Here is a 19807-nt window from a genome sequence, read left to right as displayed (position 1 = left end):
GGGCGATGCTGGAAGGAAACCGTGTGAGCCGGATTTCGGTCCGGGGATTCGCAGTGGCCTCGGCCACCGCGGTCACCGCCGTCGGAAGCGTTGTCGGTGTTGCCTCGGGCAGCGTCGCACAGCCGAACGACGCTGAGGCGACGGCAGCCGACACCACGCTGCTTGCGGACATCCCCGCGGGTCAGCAGGCAACGGTGCAGACCGCGTCCCTGACGCAGCAGGCCGACGCCGTGGCCATCCAGGCCGACGCGACCGCCAAGAAGGACGCCGAGCAGGCGGCCCGGGTGGCGGCCGCCAAGACCGCGACCGCCAAGAAGGTCGAGGCCGAGCAGGCGGCGAAGGAGGCCAAGGAGCGCGCCGAGGCGAAGGAAGCGGCCAGCCGTTCCACCGCCAGCTTCCCGGTCCAGAGCTCGTACAGCGTGGCGCAGATCCAGGCGATGGCGCAGTCGATGGTGGCCAGCGGCCAGTACCAGTGCTTCAGCAACATCGTGAGCCACGAGTCCGGCTGGAACTACCAGGCGGTCAACGCCTCCTCCGGTGCCTACGGTCTCTTCCAGGCCCTGCCCGGCTCCAAGATGTCCTCCGTGGGCGCCGACTGGCAGACCAACCCGGCCACCCAGATCAAGTGGGGCCTCAACTACATGAACTCCCGGTACGGCAGCCCCTGTGAGGCCTGGTCGTTCTGGCAGGCGAACAACTGGTACTAGAGGCCGCTCGGCTTCTCTCAACCTTCGACAGCCCCTCCCCGTCCTAGGGGGAGGGGCTGTCGCCCTGTACGGTCGGACCGAACGACTCCCGGGGGGAGTGGTGAGGAGCACCCGGAGACGCGGGGGAAGAGAGCGGATCATGTCGCGAGTGCCGGAGTGGCTCGGCAGGCTCGGCGCCGGACTGAGCGAGATGGGCGAGCGGTTGGACGAGCGCCGGGCCGAGGTGGAGCGTGAGCACACCGAACCGGAGCCGCCCGCACTGCCCGCACAGGCCCCCGCTCCCGAGCCCGCGCCGGCGGCCCCCGCCACCGCCGCCGCTCCCAGGCCCGTCCGGAAGCCCGCACCGCGTCCCGACCCCGTGACGGCCATCCCCTGGGGCGTACGGGTCGCCGCCGAGGCCGGCTGGCGGCTGCTGGTGCTGGCCGGCACCGTCTGGATCCTGATGCGGGTCATCAGCGCCGTACAACTCGTGGTGTTCGCCTTCGTCATCGCGCTGCTCATCACCGCCCTGCTCCAGCCCGCGGTCGCCTGGCTGTGCCGCTCCGGCATGCCCCGCGGCCCGGCCACCGCGCTCACCGCCATCTCCGGCTTCGTGGTGATAGGCCTGATGGGCTGGTTCGTGACCTGGCAGGTCATGGAGAACATCGACACGCTCTCCGACCAGGTCCAGAACGGCATCGACGACCTGCGCAACTGGCTGCTGAAGAGCCCCTTCCACGTCACCGACAAGCAGATCAACCAGATCGCCAAGAACCTCCGCGAGGCGATCGGTGCCAACACCGACCAGATCACCTCGTTCGGCCTGGAAGGCGTCCAGGTCGTCGTGGAGGCCCTGACCGGCATCCTGCTGGTCTTCTTCTCCACGCTCTTCCTGCTCTACGACGGTGCGCGCATCTGGCAGTGGTTCCTGAAGCTCGTGCCCGGCGCGGCCCGCGAGGGCGTGGCCGGCGCCGGCCCGCGCGCCTGGCGCACACTCACCGCCTACGTCCGCGGCACGGTCCTGGTCGCCCTCATCGACGCCATCTTCATCGGCCTGGGCATCTACTTCCTGGACGTCCCCATGGCCGTCCCGCTCGCCGTCTTCATCTTCCTGTTCTCCTTCATCCCGCTGGTCGGCGCGGTTGCCTCGGGCGCCCTGGCGGTGGTGGTCGCGCTCGTCACCCAGGGCGTCTTCGCGGCCGTCATGACCCTCGCCGTGGTCCTCGCGGTCCAGCAGATCGAGGGCCACATCCTGCAGCCGTTCATCCTCGGCCGCGCGGTCCGCGTCCACCCGCTGGCGGTGGTCCTCACGGTCGCGGCCGGCGGCTTGGTCGCGGGCATCGGCGGCGCGGTGGTGGCCGTACCGCTGGTGGCGGTGACGAACACGGTGGTCAGCTATCTGCACCAGTACTCGAACGAGAGATACGCGGACGAGGAGGAGCCCGACGACGGCGCTCCGCCACCCACCTCAGCCCCTCCGGCGTTTGAGGACGAGGCCGTTCAGGCCGAAGCGACGTCCGGGGGCGCGGCCCCCAGGAACGCGGAAGACCCCGCCCGCTGAGAGCGGGGCGGGGTCCACGGGCCGACGGCGCTTACTCGAACTCGGCCAGCACGGCTTCCGCTTCCAGCGTCACGCCCACCGCCTGAACCACCGACGCGATCTTGAACGCCTCCTGGATCACCTCACGGTCGACCCCGGCCTTGCGCAGCACCTGCTCGTGCGAGTCCAGGCACATCCCGCAGCCGTTGATCGCGGACACCGCGAACGACCACAGCTCGAAGTCGACCTTGTCGACACCGGGGCTGCCGATGACGTTCATCCGCAGCCCCGCGCGCAGGGTGCCGTACTCGTGGTCGGAGAGCAGATGGCGGGTGCGGTAGAAGACGTTGTTCATCGCCATCACCGCGGCCGCGGACTTCGCGGCCCGGTACGCCTCCGGCGACAGGTTCGCCTTCGCCTCGGGCGCCAGCTCGCGCAGCACGACCGGGGAGCGGGAGGCGATGGCGGTCGCCAGGACCGTGCCCCACACGAGGAGCAGACCGCCAGCCTGCTGGGCGGGCTGACCGCCGGCCGCCTCGACCTGCTGCTGCTCGCCGTCCCCCTGGGCATCCCCGGTGTCGTCGAACTCCCGCTGTACGACGAGCACTTCGTGCTCGTCACCCCGCTCGGCCATCCGCTGGGCGGCCAAGCCGGTATTCCGCGCGAGTCGCTCAAGGAACTCACTCTGCTGCTCCTCGACGAGGGGCACTGTCTGCGCGACCAGGCCCTGGACATCTGCCGGGAGGCGGGCCGGGGAATCAAAGGGGCGGGGCGAAGCCCCTCGGCCGAGGGCGGTGGCGGGCGACGGGAGGGTGCGCCGGTGACCACCACGGCCGCCGGACTGGCGACCCTCGTCCAGCTGGTGGCCGGCGGGCTCGGCTGCACCCTGCTGCCGCACACCGCCGTCAGGGTCGAGACCAGCCGCAGCGACCGGCTCCTCACCGGCTCCTTCGCCGAGCCCGCCCCGAGCCGCCGGATCGCCCTGGCGATGCGCGCCGGGGCAGCGCGCGGCACCGAGTACCGGGAGCCGGCGGCCGCGTTGCGCGAGGCGCTGCGGCCGCTGCCCGTCCGGGTACTCGGCGCCGACTCGTAGACCCCTACTCCGTACGCAGCCCGTCCGGGCGCATCAGGCGCAGCAGCGGCGGCAGGCTCAGCAGCGTCACGGCCAGCACGACCGCCGCGCCGAAGCCGGTCATCGCCAGCACCCCCGGCCAGTCCACCCGCACCGTGGAGCCGACCATCTTCAGCAGCACCGTGCCCAGGGCCAGCCCCACCACGCCGGCCAGCAGCAGGCCGAGCCCGACCGGGATCGCCGTCTGCCACAGCACCGACAGGCTCAGGGTGCGCCGCCGGGTGCCGAAGGCGACCAGCGCCGACAGCAGCTTCCTGCGCTCGCGCAGCTGCTCCAGCTGGCCGACCAGCAGGCTCGCGCCGATCAGCGCCAGTACCGCGGCGGCGCCGACGAACAACCCGGTGCGGATCGAGTCGAACTGGCCGTCCCGCTCGACCGAGGTCAGCGTCTCCGCGTGCATCAGCGGGTCGATCCGGACTGCCGTGTTGACCACGTACTCGTTGGCGTCGCGCACCGCGGAGTCGATGGACAGATAGACCACGCCCTGCACCGCCGTGCTGGCACCGTCCGGCAGCGCGCCCGGGGTGAGCAGGAAACCGCCGCGCTTGTAGCCGGTGGGGTCCTCGCGGGTCGTCGCCTGCTTCAGCCCCGCCGGTACCGTCCAGCGGCTCGGGGAGCCCTGGTCGTCGCCGGTGTAGGAGGGGTTGAGGTAGAGCGTCCGGTCGTGCTTCTTCACGGTCGTCAGCAGCTTGGTCGTCTCGGACTCGGAGTCGGAGCCCTTCACCACGAAGGCGTCGCCGTCGTGGCAGGACGGCAAGGTCGCGAACTCGCGCAGCGAGGCGCAACTTCCCACGCTCACCTGGTCGGTCTGGCGCGGGTCCTTCTTCAGGTCGCCGACCTGGCCGTCGGCGATCGAGACCACCTTCCGCACACCCTTGGTGCCGGTCATGGCCCGGGCGACCTCGGGCACCGGGACGCCGTCCGGTACCTGGACCGACATCTGCGCGCGGTCGAGGTCGTTGGTGGTCCGCTTGGTGTAGTCCGCCTGGACACCGGCGAAGACCATCTGCAGCGCGATCGCGCCGGCCACCGCCACCGCGATGCCGTTGACCATGCGGGCCGCCGAACCACTGCTCAACTGCAGCCGCCGGACGGCCAGTTGCCAGGCCACCGCACCCCGGCCGAGCCGGCCGACGACCGTCTCCACGACCCACGGCAGCAGCGCCGTGACGCCGACCAGCAGGAGCAGGACGCCGCCGGTGACCAGGTACTCGTTGAAGTTGCCGCCTCCGCGGCCCTGCCCGACCATCGGGTAGAGCGCCGCCAGACCGGCCACCGGGAGCAGCAGCCGCCACCACAGCCGGCGGCGGGCGGGCTTCGCCGTCCGCACCACGCCGAGCGGCTCGATGACCACCCCGCGCAGCGCGAACAGGGTCACCAGCACGGCCGCCGCCGGGACGGCGACCGCCACCAGCGCGGCCAGCGCGGGGGAGGGGTTGAGATAGCTCGGGAACACGCTGGTGCCGAACACCTCCGCGGTGCCCGCGAGCTGACGGCCGGCCAGGAAGAAGCCGACGCCGAAGACCAGGCCGAGCAGCGCGCCCGCCATCGCCTCGCCGGCCGCGATCCGCCGTACCATCCGGCCGTCGGAGCCGACCAGCCGCAGCGCGGCCAGCCGCCGGTCGCGGCGCTCGCCGCCGAAGCGGACGGCGGCCGCGACGAACACGGCGACCGGCATCAGCAGCACCACGAACACCACGAGGACGAGCAGGGTGAGGACCGGGTCGGTCTCCTCGTCCGGCGACCTGGGGCTGCCGAAGTGGTCGATCCGGGCCACGTTCGGCGGGTCGATGTGGTCGGCGAGGGTGTCGGAGCCCGCGTAGTAGGCGAGTTCCTGCGAGCCGGTGAGCCCGCTCTCCGCGATGGTGGCGGTGATCCGGTACGGCAGCCGGGCGCGCAGCAGCGCTCCGTCGGGGGAGTCCAGCAGCCGCTTCAGCGCGGGCGAGACGGCCATCTCGCCGGGCGCCGGGTACGTGGTGAGCCCGGGCGGCACCGGCGCCTTCGCGCCCTCCCGCTGGATCATCCGGCCGCGGATGTCGGCGCCGCGGTAGGGGGTCTCGATGTCCGCGATGACGAACGTCTTCTCGCCGGCCTTCTTGTGGTCGAAGGCGTACGTGTAGTCCGCCCGTGCCACATCGCGCTGGTGGCGCACGGCCAGCGCGCTCGGGAGGGCCGTGGTGAGCAGCAGCAGCGCCACCCCCAGACCCACGCCGACGGCCGTCAGCGTGGCCCGGAACCAGCCCTCGCGTCCGCCTCCGAAGGCGAACCGGACCCCCATGGCCAGATCCCTGCACCACTGCCTGACGTTCATACCACCCGCTCCATGTCCCGGGACTTGCCGTCGCGTACGACGATCTCGCGGTCCGAGTAGGCGGCCACCCGGGCCTCGTGCGTGACGAGCACGACGGCCGCGTTGGTGGAGCGGGCCGCGTCCGTCAGCAGCTCCATCACACGCTCGCCGTTGAGGGAGTCCAGTGCGCCGGTCGGCTCGTCCGCGAACAGCACCCGGGGGCTGGTCACCAGCGCCCTCGCCACCGCGACCCGCTGCCCCTGGCCGCCGGAGACCTCACCGGGCCGCTTGCGGCTCAGGCCGTCGACCTCCAGCTTCTCCATCCAGCCCAGCGCGGCCTTCTCGGCCTCCTTGCGGGAAGTGCCGTTCAGCCGCAGCGGCAGCGCGACGTTCTCCACACAGGTCAGCTCCGGCACCAGCTGGCCGAACTGGAAGACGAAACCGAACTCGCTGCGGCGCAGGGCGCTGCGCTCGGTGTCGCTCATGGTGGCCATCTCGCGCCCGGCGTAGACGATCGAGCCCGAGTCGGGCGGCACGATCCCGGCGAGACAGTGCAGCAGGGTCGACTTGCCGGAGCCGGACGGGCCCATCACGGCGACGACCTCGCCCGGGTGTATCGAGAACCCGGCCCCGTCGAGGGCGAGTGTGGGGCCGTAGGCCTTGCGCAGCCCCTCGGCCGCGAGCAGCGAACCAGCGGGAGCGGTCACTTGGTCACCTCCGTGCGGAGCTTGTCGAGACGGGCGGCGGTCAGTTCCAGCCATCGCAGGTCGGCCTCCAGGTGGAACAGGGCGTGGTCGCAGACGAGCTGGTCCGCGAGGTCGCCATGGCGCTTGCGGTCGGTGAGGATCCGCATGCTGCGCAGATGCTCGGAGCGCTGACTGTCGAGGACGTCGCCGGCGTTGCGGTGCGTCAGCAGGGAGAGCACGACCTTGGTGTACAGGGTCGACTGGAGGTACTCCTCCGGCTTCTCGGGGGTCGCCAGCCACTTCTCGACGTCGGTGACGCCGGCGTCGGTGATGGCGTACCGCTTGCGCTCGGGCCCGCCGCCGGCCTCGATGCCGTCGACTTCCACGAGCCCGTTCTTCAGCAGGCGGGACATCGTCGAATAGACCTGGCCGTAGTGCAGCGGCCGGTCGTGACCGAACTTCTCGTCGAAGGCCCGCTTCAGGTCGTAGCCGTGGCGCGGGCCGGACTCCAGGAGTCCCAGGAGGGTGTGACCGATGGACATGGCAGCACTCTACACACGGTGTATACGCGGCATGTATACGCACGGTGTGTAGATCATGGCGGGGTGTGGGAACGCGCACGTGGGAGCCGATTGTCACGGTTGTGCGACAGCGCGATGCCACAGCGCGCGAGCCCGTCTCGTCGCCGCTCCGGCTGGCTGGATCTGCTGAAGCGGCTGGAGGCCGAGGGCGTGGTGATGGACGCGCTCGACGCGCTGTCGGTCGGGGCGGCGGTGGCCGAGAACCGCCCCGAGTCGTCAGGCGGGCTGGACGGTGATGGTGCAGAGACGCTTGGTGGCCCGGGTCAGGGCTACGTACAAGTCCCTTTCCCCACCGGGGCGGACCGTGATGATCTCCTCGGGGTTCATGACGACGACCCCGTCGAATTCCAGGCCGCGTGCTTCGGACGCCGGCACGATGCGTGCGTGGTGGGCGATGCCCTGGGCCGTCAGCTCGCTCACCCTGGTGTCCGCGCAGATCACTCCCAGAAGCTCGCCCGGGTGCGCGGTGCTCTGGGCGCGGAGTTCCTGAACGAGGGCGGTGACCGACCCGTCCAAAGGTGTGGTCACGGTGCGAGGGCTCTCACCGCTTCGCAGTGACCGTGTGGGCTTCTGGTCCGGAGCGATCCGCGTGAGCAGGTCCCGGACGCTCTCCAGGATCTCCTGCGTGGTGCGGTAGCTGACGGTCAGGTGGTGCAGTTCGAACCGCGGTCCGACGTGGGGGCTCAGCGCTTCCTTCCAGCCGCGTGCTGTCGCGACCGGGCCTGCCTGGGCGAAGTCGCCCACCAGCGTCATCGCCCTTGCCGGGCAGCGGCGGACGATCATCCGCCACTGCATGGCGGTCAGTTCCTGCGCCTCGTCGACGACGACGTGCCCGTACGTCCGCTCGGGTGGGCCGTCGACCAGGCTCGCCGCCTCGTCCAGCAACGGCACATCGGCATCCGTCCACGGGTCGTCCGGACCGCGCAGCAGAAGGGACCGCTCCTGCGCGGTCAGGCGGGGCAGGTGCTCGGCGAGAGCGCCGGGGTTCGTCAGGAGCGCCTTCACGAGGTCACCGGGTACCAGCCGCGGCCACAACACCTCGACCGCCCGGTCGACGCCGGCGTCGTCGAGGAGATCGGCTCGGATGGCGTCCAGGTCCAGCTCGTGGACCGGACCCGGGTCGGCCGCACCTTCGGCACGGCGCTGGGCGGCTCCCGTGAACCGGTCGAGGTCCAGGCCCGTCATCCTTTCGGCATCGGCGTCGATCTGCTCCAGGAGGTCGCCCATGTCCCGTTGCACCGCGTCGGTGACGGCGTCGACCAAGAGCTCCCTGAACACCTGGCGCGCGGGGTTGTGCCCCGGTGCGGCTGCCACGGCGGCGGCGCGTGCCGTGGCGACTTCCTCGTCGGACAGGTGAACCAGTTCCTGTCCGACCCGCACGGTGAAGTCACCGGCGGGGGCTTGGTGGACGCGCAGCAGGCCGGCCAAGGCGTCGGCGAGGTCGGAGCCGCCCTTGAGGCGCGCCGTATCGAACGGGTCCACCGTGTCCGTGGACACTCCGGCCAGTTCCCGGCAGGTCGCCAGAACGACGTCGTTCTCTCCGAGCGAGGGAAGGACCTGGGAGATGTAGTCGAGGAACCGGGCGTTCGGGCCCACCACCAGCACACCCTCCTCCGCGGCGCGCGGGAACGCGTACAGGACGTAGGCCGCCCGGTGCAGGGCGACCACCGTCTTGCCGGTGCCGGGTCCGCCCTGCACCACGGTCACCCCGCGGTGGGCGGAGCGGACGATCGCGTCCTGCTCGGCCTGCAGCGTCGCGACGGCCGCGTGCATCCTGCCCGTACGCCGTGCCGACAGAGCCTCGGTCAACGGGCCGTCCCCCACGACGTCCTCGTCGGTCGGGGCGGTCCCGTCCAGCAGTTCGTCGCTCACCGAGATGACCGTGCGCTCATCGAGGCGCAGGTGCCGGCGCCGCCGCAGGTTCATCGGGTGGACCGGTGTCGCCTCGTAGAAGGGCCGCGCCGCGTTCGCGCGCCAGTCCACGAGCAGAGGCAGGTCGTCCTCCTCCGTATGCAGTCCGATCCGCCCGATGCGCAGGGCCGTGCCGTCCGTCCAGTCGATGCGCCCGAAGACCAGCCCCTTTTCGGCGCCCTCCAGCCGGCCGATTTCCTTGGCCAGACGCTCGGCGGCGATTTCTCTCTCGTATGCCTCACCGGCGCTTTCCGCCGGGGCCTTCAGCACACTCGCTCGGTGTACTCGCGCCTCGGAAAGCCGCTCGGAGAGCAACTCATATAAGGAGGACACATAATCCTGTTCCGATTCAACCGCACGCGCAGCGGGATCATTCATCTTCGACAACAGGGGGCTCCTTCGATTCGAGCCACACCATACGGTCAAAGTTCCCTGAAGGTAAGTCTTGACTTACTTGGTGAAGCCATGTCCCTGGGGCTGAATCCATGACGGCTGACCGTATGGCGTCTCACGCATTCCGCCGTTCCGTATATCGCCCATTGCACTCCCGATGCCCGCCTGCTTTATGGGCGAGCCCGCCCTTGGATACCGGCGATGTTTTGCCGCGAATGGGCCAAGCCCTCGACAAGAACGGATCGGTGCACTCTCACCCCGTCCGGCGTTCGGAAGTGAGGCCGTTCAGGCCGACGGGGGTCTGGGGGCGGAACCACCAGGGGGGCGGCCGCGGCGGGGGAGGGGGCCCGTCTCTCCGGGGAGCCGGCCGGCTTCGGCGAGGGCGCGCCGCAGCAGGAACTCGATCTGCGCGTTGGCCGACCGCAACTCGTCCCCGGCCCACCGCGCCAGCGCCTCGTACACGGACGGGTCCAGCCGCAGCAGCACCTGCTTGCGCTGCTGCGGCCGACTCCGTGGTGCCTCGTCGGGCGAGTCCGTCACTGGTACAGCGTCCCGGTGTTGAGTACCGGCTGGGGCGCCCGGTCCCCGCACAGCACGACCATCAGGTTGGACACCATCGCCGCCTTGCGCTCCTCGTCCAGTTCCACGATGCCCTTCCCCCGCTGCCTGAAGGGCGTGGGAGGTGCCCCCATGCCGATCCGCGCGAGCGCCGCCTCCACCATGCCCACCGCCCCGTCGACGATCTGCCGCCGCGCGGCCACCACCGCACCGGCCTGCTGCCGCTGGAGCATCGCCGAGGCGATCTCGGGAGCGTACGCGAGATGCGTGAACCGCGACTCCACGACCCGCACTCCGGCCGCCTCCACCCGCGCCTGGAGCTCGACGGCCAGTTTCTCGGTGATCTCCTCGGCGTTGCCGCGCAGCGAGAGCCCGGCCTCGTCGTGGGCGTCGTACGGGTACTCGATGGCGATGTGCCGTACGGCCGTCTCGGTCTGCGTCGCGACGAACTCCGTGTAGTCGTCGACCTCGAAGACGGCCTGGGCGGTGTCCTGGACCTTCCACACCACGACCGCGGCGAGCTCGATCGGGTTGCCGTAGGCGTCGTTGACCTTGAGGACCGCGGTCTCGTGGTTGCGGACCCGGGTGGAGATCTTCGTGCGCGAGGTGAAGGGGTCGACCCAGCGCAGCCCGTCCTGCCGGATCGTGCCCCGGTACCGCCCGAAGAGCTGGACGACTCGCGCCTCGCCCGGCGCCACGGTGCTGAGGCCGCGCATCGCCAGGACGGCCGCGACGAGGACGACGACGCCCCCGAGGGCGAAGCCGGGGTTCACGGCGGCGGCCACGAACAGCGCGACGGCGGCCACAAGCCCCAACAGGCCCAGCAGCAGGGCGAGTCCGCCGCCTATGCTGTGCGCCGTGGACTCCCGCACGCGCGGGGCCGGCATCTCGGGTACGGCGGCGGTCGCCGAGGAGTCGTGGACAGAAATGGGTTCCCCCTTGGACGACTGACTGCTGCTTGGCTCCGTTCTATCTAAGTGATATCACTTTACGGTGCGGAGGCAACCCTCCGTCCTCTCCAGTCGTCGGTTCCGTTGGGGCGGGGTGCTGATTGTCACGTCCGTAAAGGGCGGATCGTCTGCTCTTTGTCATAGAGGGCGGTGTTAGCTTTCTGAGCTGACCTGAGCCACGTACTTGTGTGACACCCGTACACACGTGTGACAGCCGAGACGAAGCGGAGCAGACGGACTCATGGGACGAGCGGAAGAGAGAAAAGCGCGACAGCGCGGCGGTCGCCGCGCCGCGCCCAGGCCCCGCTCGTCGCCGCAACCCGCGCCCGAGACACCCGAGACCCCGGGCGGCACCGCTACGGCGGTCGAGGCCCCGCCGGCCGAGGGCGGCACCCGTGCGGAGCGCCGCAAGGCCGCCGCCGGGAAGGGGAAGCCGGGCAAGAACGGCAAGGCCGCCAAGGGCCGGATACGCGCGCTGTTCACCTGGAAGAAGATGCTCGGCGCCTTCTTCACCGCGTGTCTGCTGGGCATCGGCGCCTTCATCGCGCTGTACATGATGGTGAGCGTGCCCGAGGGCAACGCGCTCGCGCAGACGCAGAGCAACGTCTACAAGTACAGCGACGGCTCGGTCCTGGCCCGCAAGGGCACCGTCAACCGCGAGATCGTGGACCTCTCCAAGGTCCCGAAGGAGGTCCAGCACACCTTCGTCGCGGCGGAGAACAAGTCCTTCTACAGCGACAACGGCATCGACCTCAAGGGCATGGCCCGCGGCCTCTACAACACGGCGCGGGGCCGCGGCACCCAGGGCGGATCGACGATCACCCAGCAGTACGTCAAGAACTACTACCTCGACCAGGACCAGACCGTCACGCGCAAGCTGAAGGAACTGGTCATCTCGCTGAAGGTGGACCGCGAGACGTCGAAGGACGACATCCTCGCGGGCTACATCAACACCAGCTACTACGGCCGCGGCGCCTACGGCATCCAGGCCGCCGCCCAGGCCTACTACCGTGTCGACGCCGAGGACCTCAACGTCCAGCAGGGGGCCTATCTGGCCGCGCTGCTCCAGGCGCCCAGCCAGTACGACTGGGCGGTGGCGGGACCCATCGGCCGCAAACTGGTGAAGCAGCGCTGGAACTACGTCCTGGACAACATGGTCGGCCAGGGCTGGCTGGACAAGTCCAAGCGCGACGGCCTGACGTTCCCCGTGCCCAAGGAGCCGAAGGCCGCCGCCGGTCTGGAGGGCCAGAAGGGCTACCTCGTCGAACTGGCCAACACCCAGCTGGAGAACCAGCTGATGAAGACCCAGGGCCTCACCCGCTCCGAGGCGGAGGCCCAGGTCGTGGACCAGGGCTGGACGATCACCCTCAACATCGACCCGAAGAGGCAGACCAAGCTGGAGGCGGCCGTCAAGGGCCAGCTGACCAGCAAGCTCGACGGCAAGAAGCGCAAGGTCGACAAGAACGTCCAGGCCGGCGCCGTCTCGGTCGACCCCAAGACCGGCAAGATCCTCGCCCTGTACGGCGGTGTGGACTACTACAAGCACTACACCAACAACGCCACCCGCCCCGACTACCAGCCGGCGTCCACCTTCAAGCCGATCATCCTCGCCGCCGCGCTGGACCAGGACGCCAAGACGCAGGACGGCAAGGAGATCAACGCCAACACGATCTACGACGGCACCAGCGGCCGCGCGGTCAAGGGCAGCGACATCGCCTTCTCGCCACCGAACGAGGACGACGCCGACTACGGCAACATCACCGTGCAGACGGCGATGAACAAGTCCGTCAACTCGGTGTTCGCGCAGATGGGTGTGGACGTCGGCATGAAGAACGTGATGAAGGTCGCCGACGACCTCGGCCTGGACACCACGGACCTGCCGGCGGTGCCCGCGCAGACCCTGGGCAGCATGGGCGCGAGCCCGCTGGAGATGGCCGGGGTGTACGCCACTCTCGACAACCACGGCCAGAAGGTCACCCCGAGCATCCTCGCGTCGGCGGAGAAGACCGGCCGCAAGGTCGACCCGCCGAACCCGATCGGCGAGCAGGTGATCAGCCGCAGCGCGGCCGACCAGGTGACCTCGGTCCTGACCGGTGTGGTCGACGACGGTACGGCGAAGGTCTCGGTGGCCCAGAACCCGCTGCGCAAGGGCCAGCAGGTGGCCGGCAAGACGGGTACGTCCGACAGCAACAAGTCGGCCTGGTTCACGGGCTTCACGCCCGACCTGGTGACGTCGGTCGGACTGTTCGGTGAGGATGCCAAGAGCCACAACCAGGTCTCGCTGACCGGCGCCACCGGCCTCATCCCCGGCACCGGCCGTATCAACGGTGGCGGTTACCCGGCGCAGATCTGGGCGGCGTACACCTTCGGGGTCACGAAGAAGGAGAAGTTCGACCTGGACACCGAACTGGGCGCGGCCGTCCAGCCCACGGAGACCCCGACGAAGTCCGCGACGCCGTCCGAGACCCCGTCGGAGACGCCGAGCGAGACCCCGACGAAGTCCGCGACGCCCTCCGAGACCCCGTCGCAGACGCCGAGTCAGACCCCGACGAAGTCTCCGACACCGACGACCTCGGCACCCTCCACGCCGGAGTCGACCCCCACGGGGGGCATCACGGACGACCCGCTGGACCCGGCGGACGATCAGTAGCGAACGTACGCAAGGGGCGCCCGGTGGATTCCACCGGGCGCCCCTTGCGTCGGCTCTCTCAGCCGCGGTGCGGCTCAGCTCGTCCTGTCGGCGTAAGTGAAGTGATCAGTCGTACCAGTGGACCCAGAGGGCCTCGTTGTCGTACGTGCCGATGTAGAACTCCGCGCGCTTGTTGTCGCCGTCGACGTACTTGCCGATGTTCCGCCAGATCCAGCATCCGGCCCCGTCGACCGCGCCGACGAATTCATCGTCGTTGTCCGGGTCGTACTCCCAGAGGTCGTAGGCGTACTTCCTGGTGTTGCCGGTGGCAATGCAGGCCTGGATGTCGCCGCCGGTCGACAGCGCCCGGCCCGAGCGTATGTAGTCAGCGGTGCTGACAGGGAATTCCGTGTCGCCTATGTAGTCCCAGCCCGAGCTTGCCTGGGCGGGTCCCCCGAAAAGCGAGAAAGTGGCCCCCGCGGCTACCACGACCGTGGCCTTGGCGGCGAAGCTGCCCACGTTCATCCGCTTCCCTCCCCTTCATGATCCGGTGCATGACAAATCGCCCATCGCACTGGTGTGCGATGGCGATGTCGTCACTTTAGTTCACCTTGAGTTTCCGTGCACGCAACCTTTACCGGCGGGCCGCACGCAGGCACACGGAAGTCGCGGGCGGCGGCCCGCAGTTCCCCGCCTCCCGCACGCCCTGTGGTGCTACCGGTTCAGCTCGAACCAGACGACCTTGCCGGTGCTCAGCCGGGTCGCTCCCCACCGTCTGGCCAGTCTGTTGACGAGATACAGCCCCCGGCCGCCCTCGTCCGTCGCCCGGGCCTGCCGCAACCGCGGCAACTGCGGCACGTCGTCGCCGACCTCGCACCGCAGCACATCGGTCCGCAGCAACCGCAACGTCACCGGCCGCGACGCGTACCGCACCGCGTTCGTCACGACCTCGCTGACCAGCAGCTCGACGGAGTCGGTCAGTTCCTCCAGACCCCAGCGCGCCAGCGCCCGCCGGGCCAGCCGCCGGGCCCGCCCCGGCGCCGCGTCCTCCGGCTCCAGGAACCAGAACGCCACGTCGCTCGGTGCGATCCCGTCGAAGCGGGCCGCGAGCAGCGCGATGTCGTCGTCCCGGTCACCCGGACCGAGCATGTCGAGCACCTCGTCGCACAGCGCTTCGAGCGGCGGCGGATGATCCGGCCCGGTCAGCTGCGCGGTCGCGGCGAGCTTCTCCCGCAGCTGCTCTATCCCGGTCCACACGTCCCGCAGCCGGGACTCCACCAGCCCGTCGGTGTACAGGAGCAGGGTCGCCCCGGCGGGCGCGTCCAGCTCGACCGCCTCGAAGTCGACCCCGCCGACCCCGATCGGCGCCCCCGGCGGCACCCGCAGCACCTCGGCGTGGCCGCCCAGATGCAGCAGCACCGGCGGCGGATGGCCCGCGTTGGCGATGGTGATGCGGTGCGAGACCGGGTCGTAGACCGCGTACAGGCAGGTCGCCATCCGGTCGGTGCCCAGCCGCTGGGCCTGCTCGTCGAGATGGTGCAGGACCTCCTGCGGCGGCAGGTCGAGACCCGCCAGTGTCTGCGCGGTGGTCCGCAACTGGCCCATGATGGCGGCCGAGGTCATCGAGTGCCCCATGACATCGCCCACGACCAGCGCCACCCGGCTGCCCGGCAGCGGGATCGCGTCGTACCAGTCGCCGCCCACCCGCGCGGTCTCCGCGGCCGGCAGATAGCGCGAGGCCAGCCGCACACCCGTGGCGCTCGGCAGGTGCTCCGGCAGCATGGTCCGCTGCAACTCGTCGGCGATGTAGGCCTCCCGGCCGTACAGCACCGCCTTGTCGATGCCGAGCGCGCTGTGCGTGGCCAGCTGGGCGGCGACCAGCAGGTCGTCCGCCTCGAAGGCGAGCCGCTCCGGGCGGCGCAGGAACACGGCCGCGCCGATCACCCGGCGCCGGCCGCGCAGCGGGGCGAGGATCGCGTGCTGTCCGCCGGGTACGAGGGACTCGGCGCCCTCGCCGAGGAGTTCGGGCAGCGCGGCGCGCGCGGCGGGGGAGTCGGCGAAAACCGGTCGTACGCCCCGCAGCACCTCGTTGAGGGCACCGCCCGGCCGTACCTCGCACAGCTCCGCGGTGAGCGCGGCCAGGCCGATCTCGGCCGGCTCCGGTTCCGGGACGGGCAGCGGCGGGAAGCCCTCGGTGTCCCGCTCCTCCGGGATCCGGTCGGTGCGGCGCAGCCGCAGCACCACCGGTCCGACGGGCCGCTCGTCGCCGACCGGCAGCGGGTCGCGCAGATAGACCAGGATCGCGTCCGAGAAGGTCGGCACGGTCGCCCGGCACAGCCCCATCACGATCTCGTCCAGGTCGATGCCCCGGGCGATCCGCCGGGTCGCGGCGCCCACGAAGCGCAGCCGGTCGCCGTCCCGGCGCATCGGCATCGGCCGGCCGGGCGGCAGCCCGCGTCCGGTACGGCGCTCCTGGGCGCCCGCGCCCGCCACCCGCTCCTGCTCGGCGCCCGGCTGCGGAGGAATGCCCTCCGGGGTGGGGCGCGGCCGGTGCGGATCGGGCTCAGCGCTGGTGGGCTGGGCGTGCTCGGGGCCGTTGACGGAGTGCTCCTTGGACGTGCTGGTACCGGGGCCGGAGGGCGTCTCGCCCGCGCGGGCCTGTGCCGGTAAGGCGGTGGCGCCGAGCGGACGGGGCTGTGCCTGCGGCTGCGGCTGCGGTTGCGGGGTACGCAGGAGCGCCCCGCGGGCCTGCGCGGGGTCGGCGCCCGGCTGTGGGCGCTCGTAGGAGGTGGGGTGCTCCGTCACGCGAGTCGAATCCGTCCGTCCGGGGCTGCGCGCCGGGCGCGCAGGTGGTCCCGCCGAAACTCCGATACCCGGATTACATGTCCCAGGAACGGAATTCCGGCGTGGCTGGAGGCTGTTCCTGTGCCGCCGACGAACGATCTGCGGCCCGCGCCCCGCTCGCCGGTGCTGCCCTCGTACCCCTCGCTCACGTCCTGCCGCCCCTCGGTGACGTTCGGTCAAGCCCGGATCGCACTCCGGGAGTTGTGCTCAGCGCGCCCTTGCGGAGGACGATCCTACGGTTGTGCACCGGGGGCGCATCAAGGGTCTCATGTGGACACGTGCGCGGGCGTACGGTCCCAGTCATCCGGCAGCGACGGTACCGCCCAGGACGGGTCCGGGCGCCAGTGCTGCCAGCCGTCCGAGAACGGCGGCTCCCAGGCCCGTACGGCGGCCACCGCGGCCAGACCCGCGGCCCGCACGCGTTCGGCCGTCTCCGCGTCCATCAGGCCGTCCCGCTGGGCCTGGGCGAACTCGTCCTCGTCGAGCCAGTGCCAACTCCGGTCCGGGTGCACGGAGATGTCCAGGAAGTGATCCTCCGAGTCCACTCCACCGCCCCAACGGACCAGCGGCTGCTCAAGATTGACGTACCAGTTCTTGAACTGCCAGCCCGGCTCCCAGAACAGCCACACCGACCAGGGCTGACCGGGCCGGGCCAGCTTCAGCACCCCGGTGCCGCGCCAGTGGCCGTGCGTGACCGACCGGGGTTTGGTGTAGCGGGACTCCAGCGGTTCTTCACCGACCGACGAGCCGTCGGCGAGCACGGGCCTGACGCACTCGGTGCCGGGAGCCAGCCAGACGGCGAGCAGTTCCTCGTCGTCCCGGACGACGGTGACGGGGCGCGCGATGTGGAAACCGTCCCCGGCGTTCTCCCGGTACCGCCACAGGATCTGGCTCCCCGGAGCCCAGAACCCGGCCCCGTCACCGGTCGCACCGCCCGTTTCCCCGCGCATCACGCGTCTCACCGCTCCACCGTCTGCCATGCACAGATATTAGGTGCCATAGGCATACGACGCTGCGGCGGACGTCACGGTTCTGGCCGGGCGGCGCGAAACGTTCGCACGCGGTTACGGACGTGTCATCCGCAGGACATCCAATGCCTCGTCCAGCTGCTCGACGGTCAGATCACCCTTCTCAACATACCCGCCCTCGACGACGACCTCGCGGATCGTCTTACGTTCCGCCAGCGCCTTCTTGGCCACCTTGGCGGCCTCCTCGTACCCGATGTACTTGTTGAGCGGCGTCACCACGGACGGCGACGACTCGGCGTACTCACGGGCCCGCTCCCGGTTCGCGGTGATCCCGTCCACGGTCCGGTCGGCGAGCAGTCGCGAGACGTTGGCGAGCAGCCGGACGGACTCGAGCACGTTCTTGCCGATGACCGGAAGCATCACGTTCAGCTCGAAGTTCCCGGCCGCGCCGGCCACGGCGATCGTCTGGTCGTTCCCGATGACCTGCGCGGACACCATCAGCACGGCCTCCGGGATCACCGGGTTGACCTTCCCCGGCATGATCGAGGACCCCGGCTGCAGGTCCGGCAGCGCGATCTCGGCGAGCCCGGTCCGCGGCCCCGAGGCCATCCACCGCAGATCGTTGGCGATCTTCGTCAGACCGACCGCGACGGTCCGCAGCTGCCCGCTGGTCTCCACGATCCCGTCCCGCGCGCCCTGCGCCTCGAAGTGGTCGCGCGCCTCGGTGAACGGCAGCCCGGTGACCCGCGCGACCTCCTCGATCACCGCGGCCGAGAACCCGGGCGGGGTGTTGATGCCGGTGCCCACCGCCGTTCCCCCGAGGGGCAGTTCGGCCAGCCGGGGCAGCGAGGCCCGCAGCCGCTCCACGCCGTACCGCACCTGCGCCGCGTACCCGCCGAACTCCTGCCCCAGGGTCACCGGAGTGGCATCCATCAGATGCGTCCGCCCGGACTTCACCACATCGGCGAACTCGTCGGACTTGCGCTCCAGCGACGCCGCGAGATGCTCGAGGGCCGGGATCAGGTCCCGCGTGACGGCGGCGGTGGCGGCGATGTGGATCGACGACGGAAACACGTCGTTCGACGACTGCGAGGCGTTCACGTGGTCGTTCGGATGCACGTCCCGCCCGAGCCGCTCGGTCGCCAGCGTCGCGATGACCTCGTTGGTGTTCATGTTCGACGAGGTCCCCGACCCCGTCTGGAACACGTCCACCGGGAACTGGTCGTCCCACTTCCCCTCGGCGACCTCCCCGGCCGCCTCCTGGATCGCCTGGGCCATGTCCTTGTCGACCACCCCCAGCTCGGCGTTCACCCGGGCCGCCGCGCCCTTGATCCGGGCCAGCGCCTCGATGTGCGCGCGCTCGATCCGCTGCCCGGAGACCGGGAAGTTCTCGACGGCCCGCTGCGTCTGGGCCCGCCACTTGGCGTGGGCGGGGACGCGGACCTCACCCATGGAGTCGTGTTCGATGCGGTAGTCGCTCATGTCCGTTACAGCGGTCGGCGCGCCGGGGATGTTCCGCCGCTTGCTCCGCCCGGGTGTGTGACCCAGCTCTCACCACGCGGATGCAGCAGGACGGCACGGGCTCACGTCGAGGACGGGTGACAGGAAGGGAGGAGCGTGTGGAGACGGACTTCGACGGCTTTGTCGCCGCCCGGTCGGGCGCGCTGTTCCGGGGCGCCCTGGTCCTGACCGGAAACCGGGACACGGCCGAGGACCTGGTCCAGGAGACGCTGGAGCGGGCCTGCCGCAAGTGGCGGACCATCGCCGCCGCGGACGTCCCGGACGCCTATGTCCGGCGGATCATGGTCAACCTCGCCAACGACCGCTGGCGCCGGTACCGGCGTACCGTCCCGGACCCCGGCGACCGGATCGCCCCGGGCGACGCGTACGGACAGGTCGACAGCCGTGACCAGCTGGTGCGGGCGCTGCAGCACCTGCCCATGCGGATGCGGACGGTGGTGGTGCTGCGGTACTTCCACGACCTCTCCGACGCCGAGATCGCGACCGACCTCGGCATCTCGCCGAGCACGGTGCGCTCTCAGCTGGCCCGGGGGATGGAGAAGCTCCGCAGCCAGTTCCCCGCACTCTCCGGCCCTTCACCACGGCAGCCCCAGGGAGGAACCCGATGACCTCGTACGGCGATGCGCGGCCCTCCGGCTGCACACCCTTCGAAGAGGAACTGATGAACGCCATGAACCAGTACGCCGACTCCGCCGAGGCCCCCGGCTTCGACGGGCCGAAGATCGTCCGCCGCACCCGCCGCCGGCGGGCCGTGGGCATCGCCGCCGTCTCCGCCGCGCTCATCGCGGTGGGCGGCGGGACGGCCCTGGCGACCTCGGTCGCCGGCAACAGCCCGACTCCGGCGGCGACCCGCACGGTCGCCCAGAACGACGACGCCACCACCCTGCTCTACCTCTTCAGCGACGGTGCGACCACGCGGCTCCCCCTCGCGGGCCTCAGCCTGGACATGGCCAAGCCGGTGCTCGAAAAGACGCAGACGAAACTCGGCACCGTCACCAAGAAGGCCGTCAAGGGCTGCAAGCCGGGCTCGGTGCTCGAGGTGTCCCCGCACGCCCCGAAGACCATCAAGCCGGGCGACACGGTCGACTTCACCATCTGCGCCGGCTGACCGGGCCCTG

17 protein-coding genes are annotated in these 19807 nt (G+C 70.7%); 6 read left to right on the top strand and 11 right to left on the bottom strand.

Going from position 1 to position 19807, the window contains the following annotated elements:
* Positions 1-23: 23 nt before the first annotated feature.
* Positions 24-707, top strand: coding sequence for a transglycosylase SLT domain-containing protein (locus ACFWXC_RS16135; protein WP_384479065.1), 684 nt, complete (start codon positions 24-26; stop codon positions 705-707).
* Positions 708-846: 139 nt separating this feature from the next.
* Positions 847-2247, top strand: coding sequence for an AI-2E family transporter (locus ACFWXC_RS16130; RefSeq protein ID WP_384479063.1), 1401 nt, complete (start codon positions 847-849; stop codon positions 2245-2247).
* A 31-nt stretch (positions 2248-2278) separates the two neighbouring features.
* On the opposite strand, the gene ACFWXC_RS16125 is transcribed toward ACFWXC_RS16130, so the two are convergent.
* Entirely contained in the window at positions 2279-2833 is a 555-nt protein-coding gene (locus tag ACFWXC_RS16125) for a carboxymuconolactone decarboxylase family protein (protein ID WP_384479318.1), read from the bottom strand.
* On the opposite strand from ACFWXC_RS16125, the gene ACFWXC_RS16120 reads away from it, so the two are divergent.
* The gene (locus tag ACFWXC_RS16120) at positions 2735-3319 is read left to right on the top strand and encodes a LysR substrate-binding domain-containing protein (protein WP_384479316.1); all 585 of its coding nucleotides are present in this window, start codon (positions 2735-2737) and stop codon (positions 3317-3319) included. The two genes, ACFWXC_RS16125 and ACFWXC_RS16120, sit on opposite strands and share 99 nt — an antisense overlap.
* A 4-nt stretch (positions 3320-3323) precedes the next feature.
* On the opposite strand, the gene ACFWXC_RS16115 is transcribed toward ACFWXC_RS16120, so the two are convergent.
* From ACFWXC_RS16115 to ACFWXC_RS16090, 6 genes are all read right to left on the bottom strand, one after another.
* Positions 3324-5669: an ABC transporter permease gene (locus tag ACFWXC_RS16115; RefSeq protein ID WP_384479061.1), complete on the bottom strand. Its 2346-nt coding sequence runs from the start codon at positions 5667-5669 to the stop codon at positions 3324-3326.
* Positions 5666-6355, bottom strand: a complete 690-nt coding sequence (locus ACFWXC_RS16110; protein ID WP_384479059.1) for an ABC transporter ATP-binding protein — start codon at positions 6353-6355, stop codon at positions 5666-5668. Before ACFWXC_RS16110 ends, ACFWXC_RS16115 begins: the two co-directional genes overlap by 4 nt.
* Positions 6352-6876, bottom strand: a complete 525-nt coding sequence (locus ACFWXC_RS16105) for a PadR family transcriptional regulator (protein WP_384479057.1) — start codon at positions 6874-6876, stop codon at positions 6352-6354. The genes ACFWXC_RS16110 and ACFWXC_RS16105 overlap by 4 nt, the downstream gene beginning before the upstream one ends.
* Before the next feature lie 255 nt (positions 6877-7131).
* Complete coding sequence (locus ACFWXC_RS16100) at positions 7132-9159, bottom strand: HelD family protein (protein WP_384479055.1); 2028 nt, start codon at positions 9157-9159, stop codon at positions 7132-7134.
* 345 nt (positions 9160-9504) lie between these two features.
* Positions 9505-9759, bottom strand: coding sequence for a hypothetical protein (locus ACFWXC_RS16095; protein ID WP_382537773.1), 255 nt, complete (start codon positions 9757-9759; stop codon positions 9505-9507).
* On the bottom strand, positions 9756-10664 hold the full coding sequence (locus tag ACFWXC_RS16090) for an SPFH domain-containing protein (RefSeq protein WP_384479053.1): 909 nt from the start codon (positions 10662-10664) through the stop codon (positions 9756-9758). Before ACFWXC_RS16090 ends, ACFWXC_RS16095 begins: the two co-directional genes overlap by 4 nt.
* Before the next feature lie 304 nt (positions 10665-10968).
* Between ACFWXC_RS16090 and ACFWXC_RS16085 the strand changes: the two genes are divergently transcribed.
* Positions 10969-13377 (top strand): transglycosylase domain-containing protein, encoded by a 2409-nt coding sequence (locus ACFWXC_RS16085; protein ID WP_384479051.1) that lies wholly within the window; start codon positions 10969-10971, stop codon positions 13375-13377.
* Positions 13378-13482: 105 nt separating this feature from the next.
* Here ACFWXC_RS16085 and ACFWXC_RS16080 read toward each other — a convergent pair whose 3' ends face one another.
* The 4 genes from ACFWXC_RS16080 to ACFWXC_RS16065 all read right to left on the bottom strand — a co-directional run bounded on the left by ACFWXC_RS16080 (position 13483) and on the right by ACFWXC_RS16065 (position 18650).
* The gene (locus ACFWXC_RS16080; protein ID WP_384479050.1) at positions 13483-13881 is read right to left on the bottom strand and encodes a hypothetical protein; all 399 of its coding nucleotides are present in this window, start codon (positions 13879-13881) and stop codon (positions 13483-13485) included.
* Between the two features lie 189 nt (positions 13882-14070).
* On the bottom strand, positions 14071-16161 hold the full coding sequence (locus ACFWXC_RS16075; RefSeq protein ID WP_384479048.1) for a SpoIIE family protein phosphatase: 2091 nt from the start codon (positions 16159-16161) through the stop codon (positions 14071-14073).
* Positions 16162-16466: 305 nt separating this feature from the next.
* The gene (locus tag ACFWXC_RS16070; protein WP_384479046.1) at positions 16467-17180 is read right to left on the bottom strand and encodes a DUF402 domain-containing protein; all 714 of its coding nucleotides are present in this window, start codon (positions 17178-17180) and stop codon (positions 16467-16469) included.
* Positions 17181-17264: 84 nt separating this feature from the next.
* A complete protein-coding gene (locus ACFWXC_RS16065) occupies positions 17265-18650 on the bottom strand; it encodes a class II fumarate hydratase (protein WP_384479044.1) in 1386 nt (461 codons plus the stop codon).
* Between the two features lie 137 nt (positions 18651-18787).
* Between ACFWXC_RS16065 and ACFWXC_RS16060 the strand changes: the two genes are divergently transcribed.
* Together ACFWXC_RS16060 and ACFWXC_RS16055 are read left to right on the top strand one after the other, a co-directional pair.
* Positions 18788-19297 (top strand): SigE family RNA polymerase sigma factor, encoded by a 510-nt coding sequence (locus tag ACFWXC_RS16060; RefSeq protein ID WP_384479042.1) that lies wholly within the window; start codon positions 18788-18790, stop codon positions 19295-19297.
* Positions 19294-19797, top strand: coding sequence for a hypothetical protein (locus ACFWXC_RS16055; RefSeq protein ID WP_384479040.1), 504 nt, complete (start codon positions 19294-19296; stop codon positions 19795-19797). The genes ACFWXC_RS16060 and ACFWXC_RS16055 overlap by 4 nt, the downstream gene beginning before the upstream one ends.
* Positions 19798-19807: the final 10 nt, after the last annotated feature.

The organism is Streptomyces sp. NPDC058683, from assembly GCF_042716195.1.
GTDB lineage: Bacteria > Actinomycetota > Actinomycetes > Streptomycetales > Streptomycetaceae > Streptomyces.
Note: the sequence above shows the minus strand (reverse complement) of the source record. Positions and strands in the feature narration are given on the sequence as shown.